The organism is Pelagihabitans pacificus (assembly GCF_009371985.2).
Lineage (GTDB): Bacteria > Bacteroidota > Bacteroidia > Flavobacteriales > Flavobacteriaceae > Pelagihabitans > Pelagihabitans pacificus.
In genome coordinates this window covers 972,714-988,654 of the sequence record NZ_VIKU02000001.1, presented here as the reverse complement: position 1 = coordinate 988,654, position 15,941 = coordinate 972,714, and the positions used below count along the sequence as shown (strand labels likewise).

12 protein-coding genes are annotated in these 15,941 nt (G+C 45.9%); 6 read left to right on the top strand and 6 right to left on the bottom strand.

The window, feature by feature from the left end; all coding sequences use genetic code 11:
* Position 1 precedes the first annotated feature (1 nt).
* The 3 genes from FK220_RS04400 to FK220_RS04390 form a co-directional block, all read right to left on the bottom strand.
* The gene (locus FK220_RS04400; protein ID WP_152573052.1) at positions 2 to 2,356 is read right to left on the bottom strand and encodes a PAS domain-containing sensor histidine kinase; all 2,355 of its coding nucleotides are present in this window, start codon (positions 2,354 to 2,356) and stop codon (positions 2 to 4) included.
* The gene (locus FK220_RS04395) at positions 2,349 to 2,891 is read right to left on the bottom strand and encodes a heme NO-binding domain-containing protein (RefSeq protein WP_152573051.1); all 543 of its coding nucleotides are present in this window, start codon (positions 2,889 to 2,891) and stop codon (positions 2,349 to 2,351) included. Before FK220_RS04395 ends, FK220_RS04400 begins: the two co-directional genes overlap by 8 nt.
* 77 nt (positions 2,892 to 2,968) lie before the next feature.
* A complete protein-coding gene (locus tag FK220_RS04390) occupies positions 2,969 to 3,370 on the bottom strand; it encodes a response regulator (RefSeq protein ID WP_152573050.1) in 402 nt (133 codons plus the stop codon).
* 207 nt (positions 3,371 to 3,577) lie between these two features.
* Here FK220_RS04390 and FK220_RS04385 point away from each other — a divergent pair, with 207 nt between their 5' ends.
* Positions 3,578 to 4,984 (top strand): ADP-ribosylglycohydrolase family protein, encoded by a 1,407-nt coding sequence (locus tag FK220_RS04385; RefSeq protein WP_152573049.1) that lies wholly within the window; start codon positions 3,578 to 3,580, stop codon positions 4,982 to 4,984.
* 176 nt (positions 4,985 to 5,160) lie between these two features.
* On the opposite strand, the gene FK220_RS04380 is transcribed toward FK220_RS04385, so the two are convergent.
* From FK220_RS04380 to FK220_RS04370, 3 genes are all read right to left on the bottom strand, one after another.
* Positions 5,161 to 5,766 (bottom strand): hypothetical protein, encoded by a 606-nt coding sequence (locus tag FK220_RS04380; protein WP_152573048.1) that lies wholly within the window; start codon positions 5,764 to 5,766, stop codon positions 5,161 to 5,163.
* 75 nt (positions 5,767 to 5,841) lie between these two features.
* Positions 5,842 to 6,477: a response regulator gene (locus FK220_RS04375; RefSeq protein ID WP_152573047.1), complete on the bottom strand. Its 636-nt coding sequence runs from the start codon at positions 6,475 to 6,477 to the stop codon at positions 5,842 to 5,844.
* Positions 6,467 to 8,473 carry a tetratricopeptide repeat-containing sensor histidine kinase gene (locus FK220_RS04370; RefSeq protein ID WP_152573046.1) on the bottom strand — a complete coding sequence of 669 codons (2,007 nt, stop codon included), beginning with the start codon at positions 8,471 to 8,473 and terminating at the stop codon, positions 6,467 to 6,469. The genes FK220_RS04375 and FK220_RS04370 overlap by 11 nt, the downstream gene beginning before the upstream one ends.
* 196 nt (positions 8,474 to 8,669) lie before the next feature.
* Here FK220_RS04370 and FK220_RS04365 point away from each other — a divergent pair, with 196 nt between their 5' ends.
* From FK220_RS04365 to FK220_RS04345, 5 genes are all read left to right on the top strand, one after another.
* Positions 8,670 to 9,284 (top strand): porin family protein, encoded by a 615-nt coding sequence (locus FK220_RS04365; protein WP_152573045.1) that lies wholly within the window; start codon positions 8,670 to 8,672, stop codon positions 9,282 to 9,284.
* Between the two features lie 111 nt (positions 9,285 to 9,395).
* Complete coding sequence (locus FK220_RS04360; protein WP_152573044.1) at positions 9,396 to 9,818, top strand: hypothetical protein; 423 nt, start codon at positions 9,396 to 9,398, stop codon at positions 9,816 to 9,818.
* A 5-nt stretch (positions 9,819 to 9,823) separates the two neighbouring features.
* Positions 9,824 to 13,768, top strand: a complete 3,945-nt coding sequence (locus tag FK220_RS04355; protein WP_152573043.1) for a M4 family metallopeptidase — start codon at positions 9,824 to 9,826, stop codon at positions 13,766 to 13,768.
* Positions 13,765 to 14,487 carry a fibronectin type III domain-containing protein gene (locus FK220_RS04350; protein WP_152573042.1) on the top strand — a complete coding sequence of 241 codons (723 nt, stop codon included), beginning with the start codon at positions 13,765 to 13,767 and terminating at the stop codon, positions 14,485 to 14,487. The genes FK220_RS04355 and FK220_RS04350 overlap by 4 nt, the downstream gene beginning before the upstream one ends.
* Before the next feature lie 28 nt (positions 14,488 to 14,515).
* Positions 14,516 to 15,808, top strand: a complete 1,293-nt coding sequence (locus FK220_RS04345; protein ID WP_166204759.1) for an outer membrane protein assembly factor BamB family protein — start codon at positions 14,516 to 14,518, stop codon at positions 15,806 to 15,808.
* Positions 15,809 to 15,941: the final 133 nt, after the last annotated feature.

Here is a 15,941-nt window from a genome sequence, read left to right as displayed (position 1 = left end):
GCTATTTTTTTAAGGTAAAGTGAAAAGTGGTTCCTTGGCCAATGGTACTATCCAACCAAATAGAACCCTCATACAAGTCGATGATTTTTTTAACGATCGATAGGCCAATACCTGTCGAGCGTTCGCCATTCCCGATCGATTGAAATATTTTGAAGATTTTTTCATGGTACTCGGGGGCGATGCCAATGCCGTTGTCCTTGATATTGAATTGCCAGTGGGTCCTTGTTTCGCTGGAACTGATTTCCACAAGACCTTGTTCTGCTTCGATATGTACCACGGCGTTTCCGATCAAATTTTGAAATAATTGATATATTTTGGTGCGATCGGCCAATACGACAGGTAGCGTATTCATAATCAACACATTGACATGTTCTGGAATGAAAATAATTTCACGTATCTCATTGACTACCGCATTCAAGTCTACTTGTGTATGTTCCGATGTATCATGGCTGATGCTCGAGTATTTCAAGATACCACTGATGAGACGATCCATGCTCTCGACCTTTTCTTGCATCTGCTGAAGATTGAAAAGGCCGTTATCGTCGAGTACTTCTTTATAATCTTCTGCGAGCCAAGAGGCTAGGGCACTGATCGACCGCAAAGGCGATTTAAGGTCGTGCGATACAATATGCGCATACTCTTGGAGCCCTTGATTACTGGACTCGAGCTCTCGTAGCAGCTTCTCTTTTTGTAATTCCAATTGCTTCTGATCCGTAATGTCGAGATGAATCCCAATCGAACCAACAGCCTGGCCTGCCTCATTGTAACGGGGTGCCCCGCTTATGAGCCAATGCCTCGTACGGCCATCTTTATGGGCGACACGTACCTCATAGGAATCGGACTCACCCAGTAACCGTTTTTCATTCTTTTCTTTCAGCAAATCCCGCTCTATAAGATTCAACACTTCCGAGGCTTTTTGTCCTACCAACTCCGTTTCGGCAAAACCGCTCATGTTACAGAAACTTTGGTTTACCAATTGTATGGTGTCTTCCAGGTCTACTTCGATGAGCCCTAAGTTCATATTGGCGATAATGCTGCTGTATTTTTCCTTTTGAGCTTCCAGATTGCGTTTGTAGTTCTTTCGCAAGGTCACATCTTGGTAGGTCCATAGATGTCCTTTGTAGATATCCTGATTAAAAATGGGGATGTAGTCCCGTTCCAGGATACTCCCGTCGATCATCTCCAATTCGTCTTTCAGCACTACTTTACGGTTTTGTAATATCGTTTCGATCCGGTTTACAAAGTTCTCCGGGTCCTTGAAATACTTTTTGTTGTCCTCGGCGGCATTGCTACAGTCGGCTCCTTTGAGACTTTCAGGGGTTACTGGAATGTGGAACAAGTCGCAGAACATTTGATTGGTCAATGAGATGGTACGATGCTCGTCTTCCAGAAGCACCCCGGTCTGTAGATTTGAAATCAGGGTGGCCAATCTGTTTTCTGAAGCCTTCGTCCGTTCCTCTGCCTCCCTTTCTTTGCTTATGTCTTCTACAAGGGCAACTTGATAATCGACGTCGCCTCTATGGTTTTTGACGGCACTTACAGTAGTCTTCGCGAATAGGGTAGTCCCATCTTTTCGAAGGTATTTTTTAACGATGGAAAAGGTGTCGAGTCGCCCCTTGTTCATTTGATCGATGAGTCGAATACTTTCCTCATTTTCTTCCGGCACCGTAATATCTTTAACATGCAACCGTTTTAATTCGTATTCCGAATAACCCAATAGGTTCTCAAAGGCGGGGTTCACTTTGATGATTTTGCCTTTGATGGTGAGTGCGATGCCCAAGGGAGAATTACCAACAATGATATCGAGTTGTCTTTTTTGCTCGTCCAACAACTGTCGTATCTCGGTTTCATTTGTAATATCGCGTATGATGCCTTGTGCGGCGATGGGTTTCCGCTCCTTATCATAAATTAAACTACTATTGATTTGGACCCATTTTTCGGTACCGTCTTTCGAGAATATTTTGGCACGATAGTTTTTAAGAGTCCCAACCTCCAATAACGATTGAATCGACTCCCAGGTATATTCGAGGTACTCGGGGTGCACCAGCTGTTTCAAATTCAGTCGTTCACGGTTGTGGTCATATCCCAAAAATTCTTTGGCCGATCGGTTCATGTTGATGACATTGAACTTCAAATCCATCACTACATAGGGGTCGATGATATTGATAAACACTCCGTCGAGCTCCGAGGTTTTTTCATTTAATAGATTCTCTAGTTGACTGTTGGCTTCTTTGAGATGTTGGGTCACGTCATACAGTTCCTTAGACTTTTCCTCCAGGATTTTTTCTGCTTGGATACGTGCTTTTTTCTGTCGTTCCAAGGCTTTTTTAAGAAGCAACACTTCTTTTTCAGCCATTTTGCACAACATCAAATTTTACTTCTGTCCCGTCTTCCTTCAACAGCTCGTACGAAATGTCTGCGGTACCATTAAAATGTACAAATGTTTTTTCGATGAGCCCATGGGCCAAGCGGTATAAACCCCTCGAAGAACTGTAGACCATCGAGATCGACGTATATGTCTTTTCCAGTATCTTGAAAGTGGGCAGTTCGGCATCGGGATATAGTTTTTTTACGTGCACATGTATATGGTCTTCAATGGAATAGAGCAGCCCCAAAGGAGAATTATAGCTTTGGATTACTTCTGGATGAGCTTTGCCTAAACTGTCGAATAGGTATAGTCCAAAGGAATAGATGAGGTCTCCGGCCGGAAGCTGGGTTTCATGGCTCAGTTGGGTAATTAGGCTCACCATTTCATTAAAATCATACGTTCCGACCGAGGTATAGATACCTTCAGAAGGCAGCGTGCCATTTTCAATAATGGTATCGACCATTTCGAGCCCGAATTTCGACTCGACCATTTCCATAAACTCGGTAAAGACAATGCCTTTCATATTTGGTAGATTTGGAAGTCGAAAGTAGGAAAAGTAATACGTACTGAATAATTTTTGTTGTGAAATGCACTTTTTTGTTAGGCTTTGACCAATTCGTTGATGTCCCAGTATGCCAGTACTTTTTGCAGCTTCAATTCGTAGTCTTCGTATTTCAAGGGTTTAATGATGTACCCGGCAATACCGATTTCGTAACACTCCAACAAGTCGGCCCTGTTTTCCGATGTGGTGAGAACAATGGTCGGCAGGTATTTTAACCTGTGGTCGGCCTTCAATATCTTGAGGAATTCGATGCCACTCATTCGGGGCATGTTCAGATCCAATAAGATAATATCCGGAAGAGCGTTGGTAGACTCAAGAAGGGATAGCGCCTCTTCCCCATTTTTCGCCTCGAGTATACCGTGCCTCAATTGCAATTTGGAAACGGTTCGCTGCAATTTCATCGTTTCGATCGTGTCGTCCTCAATCAGTAAAATGTTCATAGATACCAAGCTTCAATTTAATCTGCAATATGCAAACAGAACGTTTCATTTTGGGGAGAAGTATAGACGAATGGAAATTTGCTGTAGACGAATGGTACTTTTCGACCGACGACTTTTTTAGAAAACCGGAACCATTCACATGAAGCGCTGTCTTAAGGATTATGTGTAAATTGTAGTACGATCGAATTTCCACCAAAATCAGTATCAATGACAATCCGTCCAAGTAAAAGCTTTCTGAAAACCACGTCGCTTATCCTTATACTCCTAAACCTATGTTGTAAACAAAAAGAGAGGAAGCCACAGGAAGTCGTTCAAAATACAATGGTCGATTCAATGCTGACCTATTCGGAGTACATTCCAAAACCGACCGACATGCAACTTTCACGGGCCGACTATGCGGACAGATTATACGGATTTTGGTTGGGCCAATGTATTGCCAATTGGACCGGCCTGGTGACGGAAATGGACAAGATTGGGATCCCGACCAAGGAGGGGAAAGGAGCCGGATTTTATACAAGGGAAGACTGGGGAAAACCTGACCAGCCCAATTTGTGGGGTTCGAATAACTATTCCGACACTATCGACTTTCTTTTTGCGGACCAAGACAGTATCTGGGGAGCCGATGACGATACCGATATTGAATACATCTATCAGGATTTACTGTACCGAAACAGGACCGGTATATTGAGCGGAGAGCAGATAAGGGAGGGTTGGTTGACCCATATCAAGACCGAGGAAGAGAATTATTTGTGGGTGTCGAACGAAAGAGCACTCAAGTTAATGCAGGAAGGATTGGTACCGCCGGCAACCGGAGCGCCGGAAAACAACCCCGATTATGAAATGATCGATGCACAGTTGACTACCGAGATTTTTGGTTTTTTTGCACCTGCTCGCCCCGATGTTGCCTTGAAAATGGCCCGATTGCCTATACGGAACGTAGCCAGGTATAATGCGGAGTGGATATCCGAATTCAATGTGGTCATGTACGCTATGGCACCGCTAGCGGATTCTTCCAAGACCATCAAGGAAAATATACTATGGATGGCGCGCGAAGCGCGAAAACGATTACCCGATGATTCCTATTCGGCCAAAATGTATGATTTCGTCAAGGCCCAATACGAATCGGGAGCTACCTGGGAAGAAGCCCGTGACAGCCTGCACGAAAAATACCAGATTCGACAGGAAGATGGATATCTGTGGGCGACCAAAGACGAATCGTGCAACGGTTGCTTTGCAGCGGGCATTAATTTTGGGGCAAGCATCGTGAGCCTTTTGTACGGCGAAGGGGATATCAAGGAAACTATTAAAATCGGGGCGTTGTGCGGATGGGATTCCGATAACCCCACAGCCACCTGGGGCGGATTATTGGGTTTCATGTTGGGGAAAGAAGGGGTCGAAGAGGCGTTTAACCGAAAGTTTTCCGATAAATTCAATATTCACCGAACCCGCATCGGATTTCCGAATAACGGGATCGACACCTTTGGAAACATGGCCAAAAAGGGAGTGTATATCGTCGACAGGGTCGTTCAGGAGGAATTGGGCGGTGGTGTGGATTTGGAGAAAGACGTTTGGTACATTCCCCAAACGGATTATCAGATCGAACCGGGCTCTTGATTTCGACCACATGGGTTATCTGCACTAAGCGTCAATCTGCGGTCTAAAAGGAAGTGATTGTGAACGAGTAAAAAAGCAACATGGACAAAGTTCGGACAAGAAGTGTACCCCTTCCCCTCCCCTCTGTACAGTTGTTGGGTTGATTTAACCAAGAATGAAAAGTTTAGACAGGGGGTCTACGGGCAGTCACCGGTGTCTACGTATTGCCTGCCTGCCCATATACCATGTAATAGCGCCTGCCAGTTGTTGAAGCCGGAATCAAGAGAACCAAGATAGGTATCGCATGCGCAGGCCGCGGCATTGGAATCTCTGAAATCCCGGTAGTAGACTTCACAGGCACTTGGGCGTTCCGAAAAATCGGGTAGGTAGGGGGGTAACAAAGGCAATTCAGGAAGCATAGGCCGAGCGAATTTGAACAACGGATTGTGGGTATAGTGAATTTCAAAGGCCTCCTTTACATCTCGAAGGGGAAAGTCTTTTTTCGAAAAACTATGTTCGAAAATTGCGGAGAGATTCATTTCATCCACTTCGGTCAGGTATTTTTCAAAGGCTTCCTTCCCGATGGGGTACTCCAAATCGACCAATGCCTGGATACTGGTTAACACAAGGTGGAAATCGGTCTCGGCAGGCTGATTGAAATCGGTTTTAAAAGACCTGGACTCTATGTTTGTTCGATTTGAAGTCGAATCAAATACAGGTTCGGTATTTTCATGGGTACAGGATACAACCACCAGCATAACAATCGCAGCACTAATAATTGGGTAATTCAAGACGGTTCTCATAAGACTACACATTTAAGGTTTCTATGTAGCTTTATGTTTATGTTGTACGAGAGGTTAACATGAAATGAACGAAATTTAAATCAATTTTTTTTCCACCGCGATCTTTATCAGGGAAGCGGCGTTGGATACCTCCATCTTTTGCATGAGGTTTCTCCGGTGCGTCTCAACCGTCAACGGACTGATGAAAAGCTCTTCGGCAATGTTGTTGGTAGTCTTTCCCTCGGCGATCAATCGCAATATGTGGGTTTCCCGACGGGTGAGTTTCGGCACATCCACCTTTTCCTGGGTAACCGAATCGGCCAATATTTTCTGCACTTCCGTCCCGAAGTAAAAGTCGCCTTGGTGCACCCGCGTAATGGCATTGACCAATTCGTCGGAGGTCGCATTTTTTAATAAGTAGCCCTTGACCCCGTTTTTGATCATCTGATTAATGATGCTGGGTTCGCTATAGGTACTTAATCCTAAAATTTGTATGGTGGCCCGTTTGTCCAGTATCAATTTTACCATTTCAACCCCATTGATGTCCGGTAGGTTAACGTCCAGTAGAATTACATCCACGATTTCCTTTTCCAGAAAGGCGAGCGTATCCTTTCCATTGGTAAAATGGGTTTTTACCACCACCCTTTCGTCGTCGCTCAAGAGCGTTTTGAGACCCTCGATAACCATTGGGTGATCATCTACGATTAAGACGCTTATCGGCTTATGCTGCATCGATATTGATATGTACGTTAACGGTAGTGCCTTCGTTTTCTTCACTATGAAAATCCAAATCCCCCTTTAAATAGGCCACGCGGGTCTGTAGGTTCGACAAGCCCATTCCCTTGCCCCCTTCTTCCTTTATTTTTTGGTCGGCCATGCCAATACCATTGTCCTCTACCGTAATGTCGATTTGGTTGCCTTCACGTATGTACTGGACCAAGACTTCGGAGGCCTTGGCGTGTTTAATGGCATTATTGATCAATTCCTGTATAACGCGGTACATAGTTACTTGTTGGTTGAGGTCGATACCCTTATCACTCCCATAAAATTGCAACATCACCTTGGTGTCCTTACCGGTCATACTACTACAATAGTCTTTGAGCGCGGCCTGTAATCCAAATTTAACCAGGGTCTCGGGCATGAGGTTTCGTGCGATGCCCCTTAGCTCGGTCAACGAATCGTCCAAGTCTTTCATCATTTTCCGCAACTGTTTTTTGGGGTACTCTTTCGGTTCATCCTTATCGAGTTTGGACAGGTTCAGACTAATCCCCGATAACCTTCCGCCTAAGCCATCATGTAAGTCAATGGCCAGTCGTTTACGTTCTTTTTCCTGCCCCTCGATCATGGCGGAAAATATTTGGTTCTGTTGTTCCTGTTTCAGGAGGGCTACTTCCGCTTCGCGCATCCGCTCTTTTTTTTGGGCCTTTCGTAATTTGGAGCGATAAAACAAATACCCCATCGTCAACAGGAAACCAAGGGCGCCTATGATAATCGCCATCAGATACGCTTGTGATTTTCGTTTTTCAAGTGCTAGGGCAGCCTCGTTTTTCTCGTTTTTTAACGCCAGAATTTCTTTTTCCTTGGTAGCCGTTTTGTATTCTATTTCCAATTGTTGCATATCCTTTCCCAATTCACCGACCCGCATACTGTCAAAGGCAACGATATAGGATTGTAAGTATTCGTAGGCTTTACGGTAATTACTAAGGCCTGCCTCTTGCTTGGCCAATCTGTAATAAGACCCTACGATGTCACTGTTGGAATGCTCCCGATCATAGAAGTTTAGGTATCGTAGCATGTAGTCCTTTGCTTTTTGGTAGTTCCCCATTTTCTCATGGATGTCGGAATACCGCTGATAAAGGAGCTTAAGATAATAATGGGTAGGGTTGCTTTCAAAATAGGCGTAGGATTGGTCGAGCGCCTCCAGGGCTTTTTCGTACTCGCCTATCCCACCGTAGTAAAGTCCGAGTTCGCCGTAATAATTTCCTTGATAAAAGGAATTCGGTATTTTATCCAGATTTTTCTTGGCCAGGTCCAAGACCGACTTCAGACGTGGCAAGGAGTCCATATTGGCCAAACAGGTGGCAAAGGCGAGACAGTGGTAGACCATGTCTTCCGGACCGCCAATTTCCTGAAACTGCCTTTGGCTTAAGGTAAACATATCATAGGCCTTGCCGTACAGTCCCAGGTTGCTGTACTTTATTCCCAGATTCGTATTGCCGTTGGCCACAAACATCTTGTCGCCCATACGCTCGGCAATGGGAATGGTTTTTGACGCCAGTTCGATTTCTTTTTCCACATTACCTTCGAACCCATACGCTACGCCCAAGTTATAGACTCCTCGGAGCCATATTTTTACGTGGTCTCGAGCCGAGTCCTTGGCAATCAATTTGTCTGCAAAACCGTTTCCGATTCGATAATATTTTTTGGCATTTTCAATGTCAAAATAGTCGAGATAGACACCGGCCACATCGATATGGGATATGGCCATTCCCTTCAGGTATTGCAAATCTTTGCTCAGTTGAATGGCTTTGAATCCGTTTTGAAATGCCTTCAAGGAATCGACCCCTCCGTACACTCGCGCCATTTCGCTAAATACGAGCACTTTGGTGGTGTCATGAATTGCTTTTTTGAGCTCCTTTTCAAGACTGTCGATTCGCTTCTCGCGCCCAGTTTGGGCCCGGCCGAAAAGTATGAACAGCATTGAGAAAACAGCAATAAAAATTCGCATTACGCTCGATTTTTTACAGTTGGTATGGCCAATATACTACAACTATACGGGACTATAAATACCTCGAATTCAATATACTGGAAAACCAGTAGAAAAAAATACAACCTAAGGGGTATTTCATAAACGGGCATTTCAAAATACCTTGCTATCAGAAAATCGGAACAGATTTCAATCACTAAATTTTAACTAAACTATTATGAAGAAAACAATCAAAGTATCGGTGCTACTGGTAATTGCGCTAGTCGGTTTAAGTGCTACCGCCCAAGTGGGTATCAAAGCGGGTCTGGGGGTTTCCAATTGGGTCTTAAAAGACAATGATGTAGACGTAAGTGCCGAGTTGTTCGATGCAGGTTTTGCCTTTAGCACGGGGGTAGGATTTGAAATCGACTTTTCGGACAACATCGCTCTGGAACCCGCCTTGTTATTTACACAAAAGTCGTTTAGTGCCGACCTCGATGAATTTTTTAAGGTCAAGACCAACTTTATCGAATTGCCGGTCAACCTAAAGGTCTACATCCTTGACCTTGGAGATGTCGGTAGACTTTACGGCCTAGGTGGTGGATACGTGGCTTATATGTTCTCAGGAAAATCCAATGATGTTAAAATCGATATCGGTAACAAAAGCACCGACTTCTTTAAACCGCTCGACGGCGGTATCAATATTGGCGCGGGAGTACAGTTTTTCGAGGCTCTCAATGTAGATTTTTCAGGGAGTATCGGGGTGGCCAACCTGTCGAACGACCGTAGCAATGGACTGAAAAGTCGGTTAAACGTAGTACGTCTATCCGTTACCTATCAGTTTGGAGGCTAGAGGGGTTTTCAATGATGGAAAGGTGAAATGGTTGAGAGGTGTATTCGTGACCTACATCATTTTTCCAATAGGGTTCGATAGTTTGACACCATTAACTTTTAAGATTAGACCATGCGACGAGCACACGTATTGAAACTACTGCTACTGTTATCCTTGTATAATTGTAAGCCACAACAATATACGTTCGGGAATCTACCCCAAAGACAATTGGTCTTTGGAAGCGGCGGAGGCATCACCGGGGGCTCGGACAGTTATATATTATTGGAGAACGGACAACTGTTCCATACCAATTCGTTCACTCGTGAAAGCGAGGAGCTGCCCTCGGTAGGTAGGGAAAAAGCAGGGAAACTCTTTAGTGAACTCGTACAATTGCAACTTGCTGAAATGGACGTTAACCATCCCGGCAATCGCTATTATTTTTTGGAGTCCGTCGACAGGGATGCAGTGCATAGGGTTACATGGGGTTCAAACGATTACGAGGCTCCGGCATCCTACAAAACATTGTATAAAAAACTGGTCGCCACCATAAAATAACGATTATGAAAAGAACACTACTCTTCTTACTCCTCCTTTCCTTTTTGTTACCGGTCGTGGGCGTATTAGCCCAAAATACCTTTGATGACAAAAGGCATAAAAAGGGTATCGTCTCCAAAACGGTAAACCCCAAAAAGTTTAACTATCCAAAAACAGGGGCCGAAAAGAGGCAACGGTATGTATCTACAGGACGCACCAATTTTCAAATGCCCTCCGTTTTCCAGGTAGACCAGACACCTGCTCGCTATATGCACCGGGTATTGCAGCGATCTGGCAATGGGCTCCCTCTGTTTATTCAAAGCGTTCCCAGTGCAGAAACAGCCCGATCGGTGGCACGACAGTCCGTTGAGGTCATTGCCAAGGAATATATGGCCGATGTAGGCCGATTACTTCAGGTCGAAGATGCCGCCGGTGAATTCGTACTGGCGGCCCAGAAAACCGATGCATTGGGGCAGACCCATATAAAGATGCAACAGGTTTTTCAGGGAATCAAGGTATATGGGGGCGAGATGGTGCTGCATCTTGATAAAGGCAAGCAAGTGCGATCCCTAAATGGAAGAAATCGGCCAACCCCTGTACTGACGACCACAAAGCCGAAATTATCCGAGGCAAATGCTTTGGATCTTGTAGAGAAAGACCTAGGGGTACCCTTGCCAAGGGTTTCGGCAGACATCGACAGTTCGATGATGAGTCGCCCCGTGCATGAACAAGAACTGTTGATTTACCAAATGGACGGAAAGGACGTATTGGTAAGACATCTAACGGTATACCCTAACATTATGGATCGTTGGGAGTATTTTGTGGATGCGCAGTCAGGGAAAATCATCGATAAATATTACCATACCTGTGCATTTCATGCCTATCCGTTGGAATATTCGGAACCGACTATGGAAGAAGCCTCCCCTCCTGAAACAGGGTCGGGCACCGACCTGAATGGCATTACAAGGCAATTGAATACCTATAGTGTCAATGGTACCAATTTCATGGTCAATACCTCGAAGCCGATGTTCAACGCTGCACAATCACAAATGCCCGATAGGCCCGTTGGAGGTATTATGACCTTAGATTTGCGAAATGAACCTGCCCTTGAGGGAGTGCAGATCTTTCATGTGACGTCCACCAGCAACACCTGGAACAATCCCACGGCGGTATCGGCCCACTACAATGCGGATGTATCCTACGAGTACTTTAGGAACACGTTCGGACGAAATTCCATTAACGGACAGGGAGGGACTATTATTTCCTTCATCAACGTTGCCGATCCAAACGATGGCGGACCCTTGGAAAATGCCTATTGGAACGGACGGGCCATGTTCTATGGTAATGGCCGTGTCGCTTTTGAACCTTTTGCCGGTGCCCTTGACGTGGGCGGGCATGAAATGTCGCATGGGGTGATTCAAAACACCGCCAATCTGGAGTACCGCTACCAATCCGGTGCGATCAACGAATCGTTTGCCGATATTTTTGGGGTGATGATCGATCGCGACGACTGGCTGTTGGCAGAAGATATTGCCAATACCCAATACTTTCCCTCAGGTGCGATGCGCGACATGCAGAATCCAAACAATGGCCGTACCCAGTTGGGCGAACCGGGTTGGCAGCCCAAAGATATGACGGAATATTACACCGGCGATCGGGACAACGGAGGGGTTCATATCAACAGCGGTATTCCCAATAGGGCTTATTACCTGGTCGCCACGGATATCGGAAAAGACAAGGCCGAACAAATTTATTATCGTGCCTTGGAGACCTATTTGACCGTATCGTCACAGTTTATTGACTTGCGGTTGGCGGTTATTCAATCAGCCACGGATTTACACGGTGCAAATTCTCTAGAGGTACAGGCAATCCGAAATGCGTTTGATACCGTCGGGATTACAGATGGTGCCCCGACCGATACCGATAACGATGTTCCCGCGGCTGAAGGGGATGACTTTATTTTGAGTCTTGATATCAGGGACACCGATCCCAATACCTTGTACATTTCCGATACACAGGCTACGGAGTACTTCCCCTTAACGACTACCAGGGTCTATCGCAAACCAAGTGTTGCCGATGACGGAAGTCTGGCCATTTACGTCACTGAGGACCATACGATCAATGCCGTTACCCTCGACCGCAACAATCCCGAAGAAACAGTGATTTCCGAAGAACCCATCTGGGCGGCCGTGGCCCTTTCAAAAGACGCCACCAAGTTTGCGGCAGTACCGAACGATGAGTCGAATGTTGTATATATCCTTGATTTGGTTGGAGGTGATTTTAGGGAATTTGAATTGTACAACCCCACTTCGGCCGATGGGATAGCGACTGGGGAAGTACTATATCCCGACGCCTTGGAATGGGATTATTCAGGCCAATACCTTATCTACGATGCCTTGAATCGCCTTGAAAACCCAACCGGCCAAGATATCCAATATTGGGATGTCGGTGCCATGAAAGTCTGGGACAACGCAACCAATACCTTCGGCGACGGTACCATCCAAAAGATTTTTTCCGACTTGCCCGAAGGAGTCAGTATTGGAAACCCATCGTTCTCCAAGACTTCCGGAAATATATTGGCTTTCGACTACTTGGATGAATTGAACGATGAATATGCCGTAATCGCCGCCAATATCGAAACCGGGGAAATTAAAACAGTCTTCTCCAATAACAAATTGGGTTTTCCCAATTATTCAAAGAACGATGATAAGATGATTTTCGACACCTTTAATGGAGGTGATGAGGACATTGCGGTCATCAATATAGCAGCCGATAAAATAAGTCCGTCCGGTAATGCCAGTGAATTGATTCCGAACGGCAAATGGGGCATATGGTATACCGTCGGAACACGAAGCACCTTGAGTAACGAGAAGGAAATTACCGATTTCCGGTTCAATGTGACCGCTCCACCCGCAGTAGGTGTCATTTCGGGTACTGAGATTACTATTGATCTTCCGAACAACATCAATCCTGCCAATTTGGTGGCCACTTTTGCCCATTCGGCACGGTCGCAGGTCTCGATCGGAGGAGTCTCGCAACAAAGCGGGGTCACGATCAATGACTTTACCAACCCGGTGGTCTATACCGTAACGGCCGAAGATGGATCGTCGAAAAACTTTACCGTACGCTTGGGGAACAGTGCGCCGAACGATCCGAACGACGAAGATGGTGATGGGGTGCCCAATACTGCGGATCAATGTCCGAACACACCGGCAGGGTCGGTGGTGGATGTTACCGGCTGCGGGATATTTTCCCTTCCATCCGATAATTTCCGGGTGCTGGCCAAAGGCGAGTCCTGTATGGCCGGCAACAACGGGAGCATACACATCGATGCAGCGCAAAACTTGAACTATACCGCCAGCCTAGAGGGAAATGGATTGGATCTTAGCTTCAATTTCAATACCGGTATTCTATTTGAAAATTTGGAAGGCGGAACCTACAATGTCTGCATAACGGTACAGGGTCAGGCAGGCTATGAAAACTGTTTTGAGGTAGTCGTCGACGAGCCGGAGGCCCTTTCGGTGGCCTCAAAGGTGAATCTGGATTCAAAAGAAGTGACCTTGGACCTATCGGGAGGGGAAACCTATACGATCGCTTTAAATGACGAAATCGTTGTTACGAAGGAATCCAGTATTACCTTGCCCTTGAGTGCATCTGCCACCAAGCTGACGGTGAAAACCGATAAGGAGTGCCAGGGCACCCATGAAGAGACCCTAACGCTCTCCGATAAACCGATCATTTATCCAAACCCGGTACGAAGCGGCACGATTACCTTAGTGATGGATGTTCCTTCCGATGGTTCCACGAGGCTGCAGCTACATACGTTGAGCGGACAGCTGGTGATGCAAAAAATGGCTGTGCCGAATACCAAGGTCATCGAAATCGATGTAGACCAACTGGCCAGCGGCACCTACCTACTATCGGCACAAATGAATAGTGAAACATTTACTTACAAAATAATAAAGCAATGAAACTATTGAAAATAACCATTTTGATTGGGGCAATGCTAAGCTTCACGGCATGTTCGAAGAGCAATGGAGGCGATTCCGAAATCGACCCACCCAGACTGCCAGGTGGAGGGGGAGGAGACCCCGACGGGGTTTCCTTGATATTCCCCGAAAACAATTCGGAATGTACCGAGGGTGTTGTTCGGAACGACCTACAGAGCAGTGTCACCTTTGAATGGGAGGCCGGGGAGAGCGTGGATAGTTACGAGTTGCACTTGCGCAACCTGGAGAGCAATTCATCGGCTACGACCACTTCACAGAATAACGAGGTGACCATCGATTTGGAAAGGGGTCGACCCTACGAATGGTTCGTTGTGTCAAAAAAAGAAGGGACCGATGAGAGCCCTAGCAGTGCCAAATGGCGTTTCTACAACCAAGGACCCGGCGTCGAAAATTATGCGCCCTTTCCTGCCGAGGCGATTGCACCGACCCGTGGACAAACAGTAAATGCTACCACCAGTATCGTTCTCGAATGGCAGGGCAGTGATGTGGACAATGACATAGTGGGGTTCGAAGTGCTGTTCGATACAAACCCGAGTCCGGCTACAAGTCTTGGTACTACGAGCCAAAATAGCATCGATGCCAACGTTGGTTCAGGCCAGACCTATTTTTGGAGAGTGATTACCAAGGACGCTGCCGGCAATACCTCCCGGTCGGAAGTATTTGATTTTATCGTACAGTAGTGAACCAGCGAATTTAAAATGAATGAATATGAAAAAGACATTTTCGGTTTCCCGTATTCCTCTATTATGGTTGATTTTAACGACGGTTGCTTTCGTCGGATGCTCCAAAGATTCAGATGGCGAAACAGCGCTACTGGAAAACCCTGATCCAGGAGGCGAAACCGGTATCGTTTCAGGTAATCCCGAACTAAATACTTTCTTGATTACCAGCAATGACGAAAGTGTAGTAACCGTTGATGCCCAGACCGGTGAGGAAGAGGTCATCTTCACCTTTGAAGACCTCACAGAACTGGAGGTCATGCCGGAATATGACAACGGACGCATTTTTATCTCGGCGGATGATAATTCGGTCAACGCCATCGACTTTGAAAACAGAAGCTTTGTTTGGGATACCCCGATGCTGGAATACGATTTTAATAGCTTGGGGGTAACCGAACCTGTTTGTCTTGAAGGTATCTGTTACGCGGTCGGTGGAACGGGAGTAGTGGTCGCACTGGATGAAAATACGGGCGATGTGAAATGGTATTATTCAACAAATCCGGATGGGGAACTTGATGACGTGCTAAGTGAAGCGGATACACCCATTGTATATGGTGATAAAGTATACCTCTTTTCCGATGAGGGCTTTATTAGTGATTTGCCTCCCTACTTGCACATACTCGATAAAGAAACTGGAAATCTAGTGGAAAAAATCGAATTGCCCTATGAGATTACTGGAACCCCACTGTTTATAAACAATACGCTATACCTACCTGCCAAAAATTTATATGCGGTAGATGCGGTTACTTTGGAGACCCTTTGGGTGTTTGAGGCAGAGGCGGTGGGCACCCCGGCCGTTTCAAACGGACTCGTGGTATTTCAGGCGAATCCGCTAAACGACGGTATATCCTCCAAATTATACTGTTTGGGAGCCGATACAGGAAATCTACAATGGCAAGTAGATACCGGCTTTGATAGGCTGTGGAGTCCGTTAATAGTTGAAAACGTCGTATTCGGTGTATATGACGAAGCGACAGAATTTGCTTTTTCCCGATCAGGGAGGCCTTTTGCCGTAAGTTTGTCCGATGGACAACGGTTTTGGTCCCGTGATGACGTGTCTATCGACCACAGTCCTGTTTATGCGAACGGACGCTTGTTTTTTCACGGGCACGATTTCAATCGCACCGATGATACCGATAACAACGTTGGACTATTAAGTATGGATGCCAATACCGGGGAGGTACTGTGGCTTAACAATAGTTTTCGGTATCAGTATACATTGATACCTTTGGTAGTAGCTCAAAATGGGGTGTTTGGACCGTCGTACTATAGGGGAAATTGAAAAAGAAAATGTTTCGGTACTGCCAATGGCAGAAGTGTTTAGTTAGTTTGAGTTAGTTTGTTTGGGAAGGCTTCGTTCCGTTTTTAGGGATGGGGTCTTTTCGTTTCTCCGAAATTTGATAGCACGTTCCTTA

Coding starts and splice junctions, on each gene's coding strand:
- FK220_RS04400 (WP_152573052.1), bottom strand. CDS start 2,356: ATGGCTGAAAAAGAAGTGTTGCTTCTTAAAAAAGCCTTGGAACGACAG.
- FK220_RS04395 (WP_152573051.1), bottom strand. CDS start 2,891: ATGAAAGGCATTGTCTTTACCGAGTTTATGGAAATGGTCGAGTCGAAA.
- FK220_RS04390 (WP_152573050.1), bottom strand. CDS start 3,370: ATGAACATTTTACTGATTGAGGACGACACGATCGAAACGATGAAATTG.
- FK220_RS04385 (WP_152573049.1), top strand. CDS start 3,578: ATGACAATCCGTCCAAGTAAAAGCTTTCTGAAAACCACGTCGCTTATC.
- FK220_RS04380 (WP_152573048.1), bottom strand. CDS start 5,766: ATGAGAACCGTCTTGAATTACCCAATTATTAGTGCTGCGATTGTTATG.
- FK220_RS04375 (WP_152573047.1), bottom strand. CDS start 6,477: ATGCAGCATAAGCCGATAAGCGTCTTAATCGTAGATGATCACCCAATG.
- FK220_RS04370 (WP_152573046.1), bottom strand. CDS start 8,473: ATGCGAATTTTTATTGCTGTTTTCTCAATGCTGTTCATACTTTTCGGC.
- FK220_RS04365 (WP_152573045.1), top strand. CDS start 8,670: ATGAAGAAAACAATCAAAGTATCGGTGCTACTGGTAATTGCGCTAGTC.
- FK220_RS04360 (WP_152573044.1), top strand. CDS start 9,396: ATGCGACGAGCACACGTATTGAAACTACTGCTACTGTTATCCTTGTAT.
- FK220_RS04355 (WP_152573043.1), top strand. CDS start 9,824: ATGAAAAGAACACTACTCTTCTTACTCCTCCTTTCCTTTTTGTTACCG.
- FK220_RS04350 (WP_152573042.1), top strand. CDS start 13,765: ATGAAACTATTGAAAATAACCATTTTGATTGGGGCAATGCTAAGCTTC.
- FK220_RS04345 (WP_166204759.1), top strand. CDS start 14,516: ATGAAAAAGACATTTTCGGTTTCCCGTATTCCTCTATTATGGTTGATT.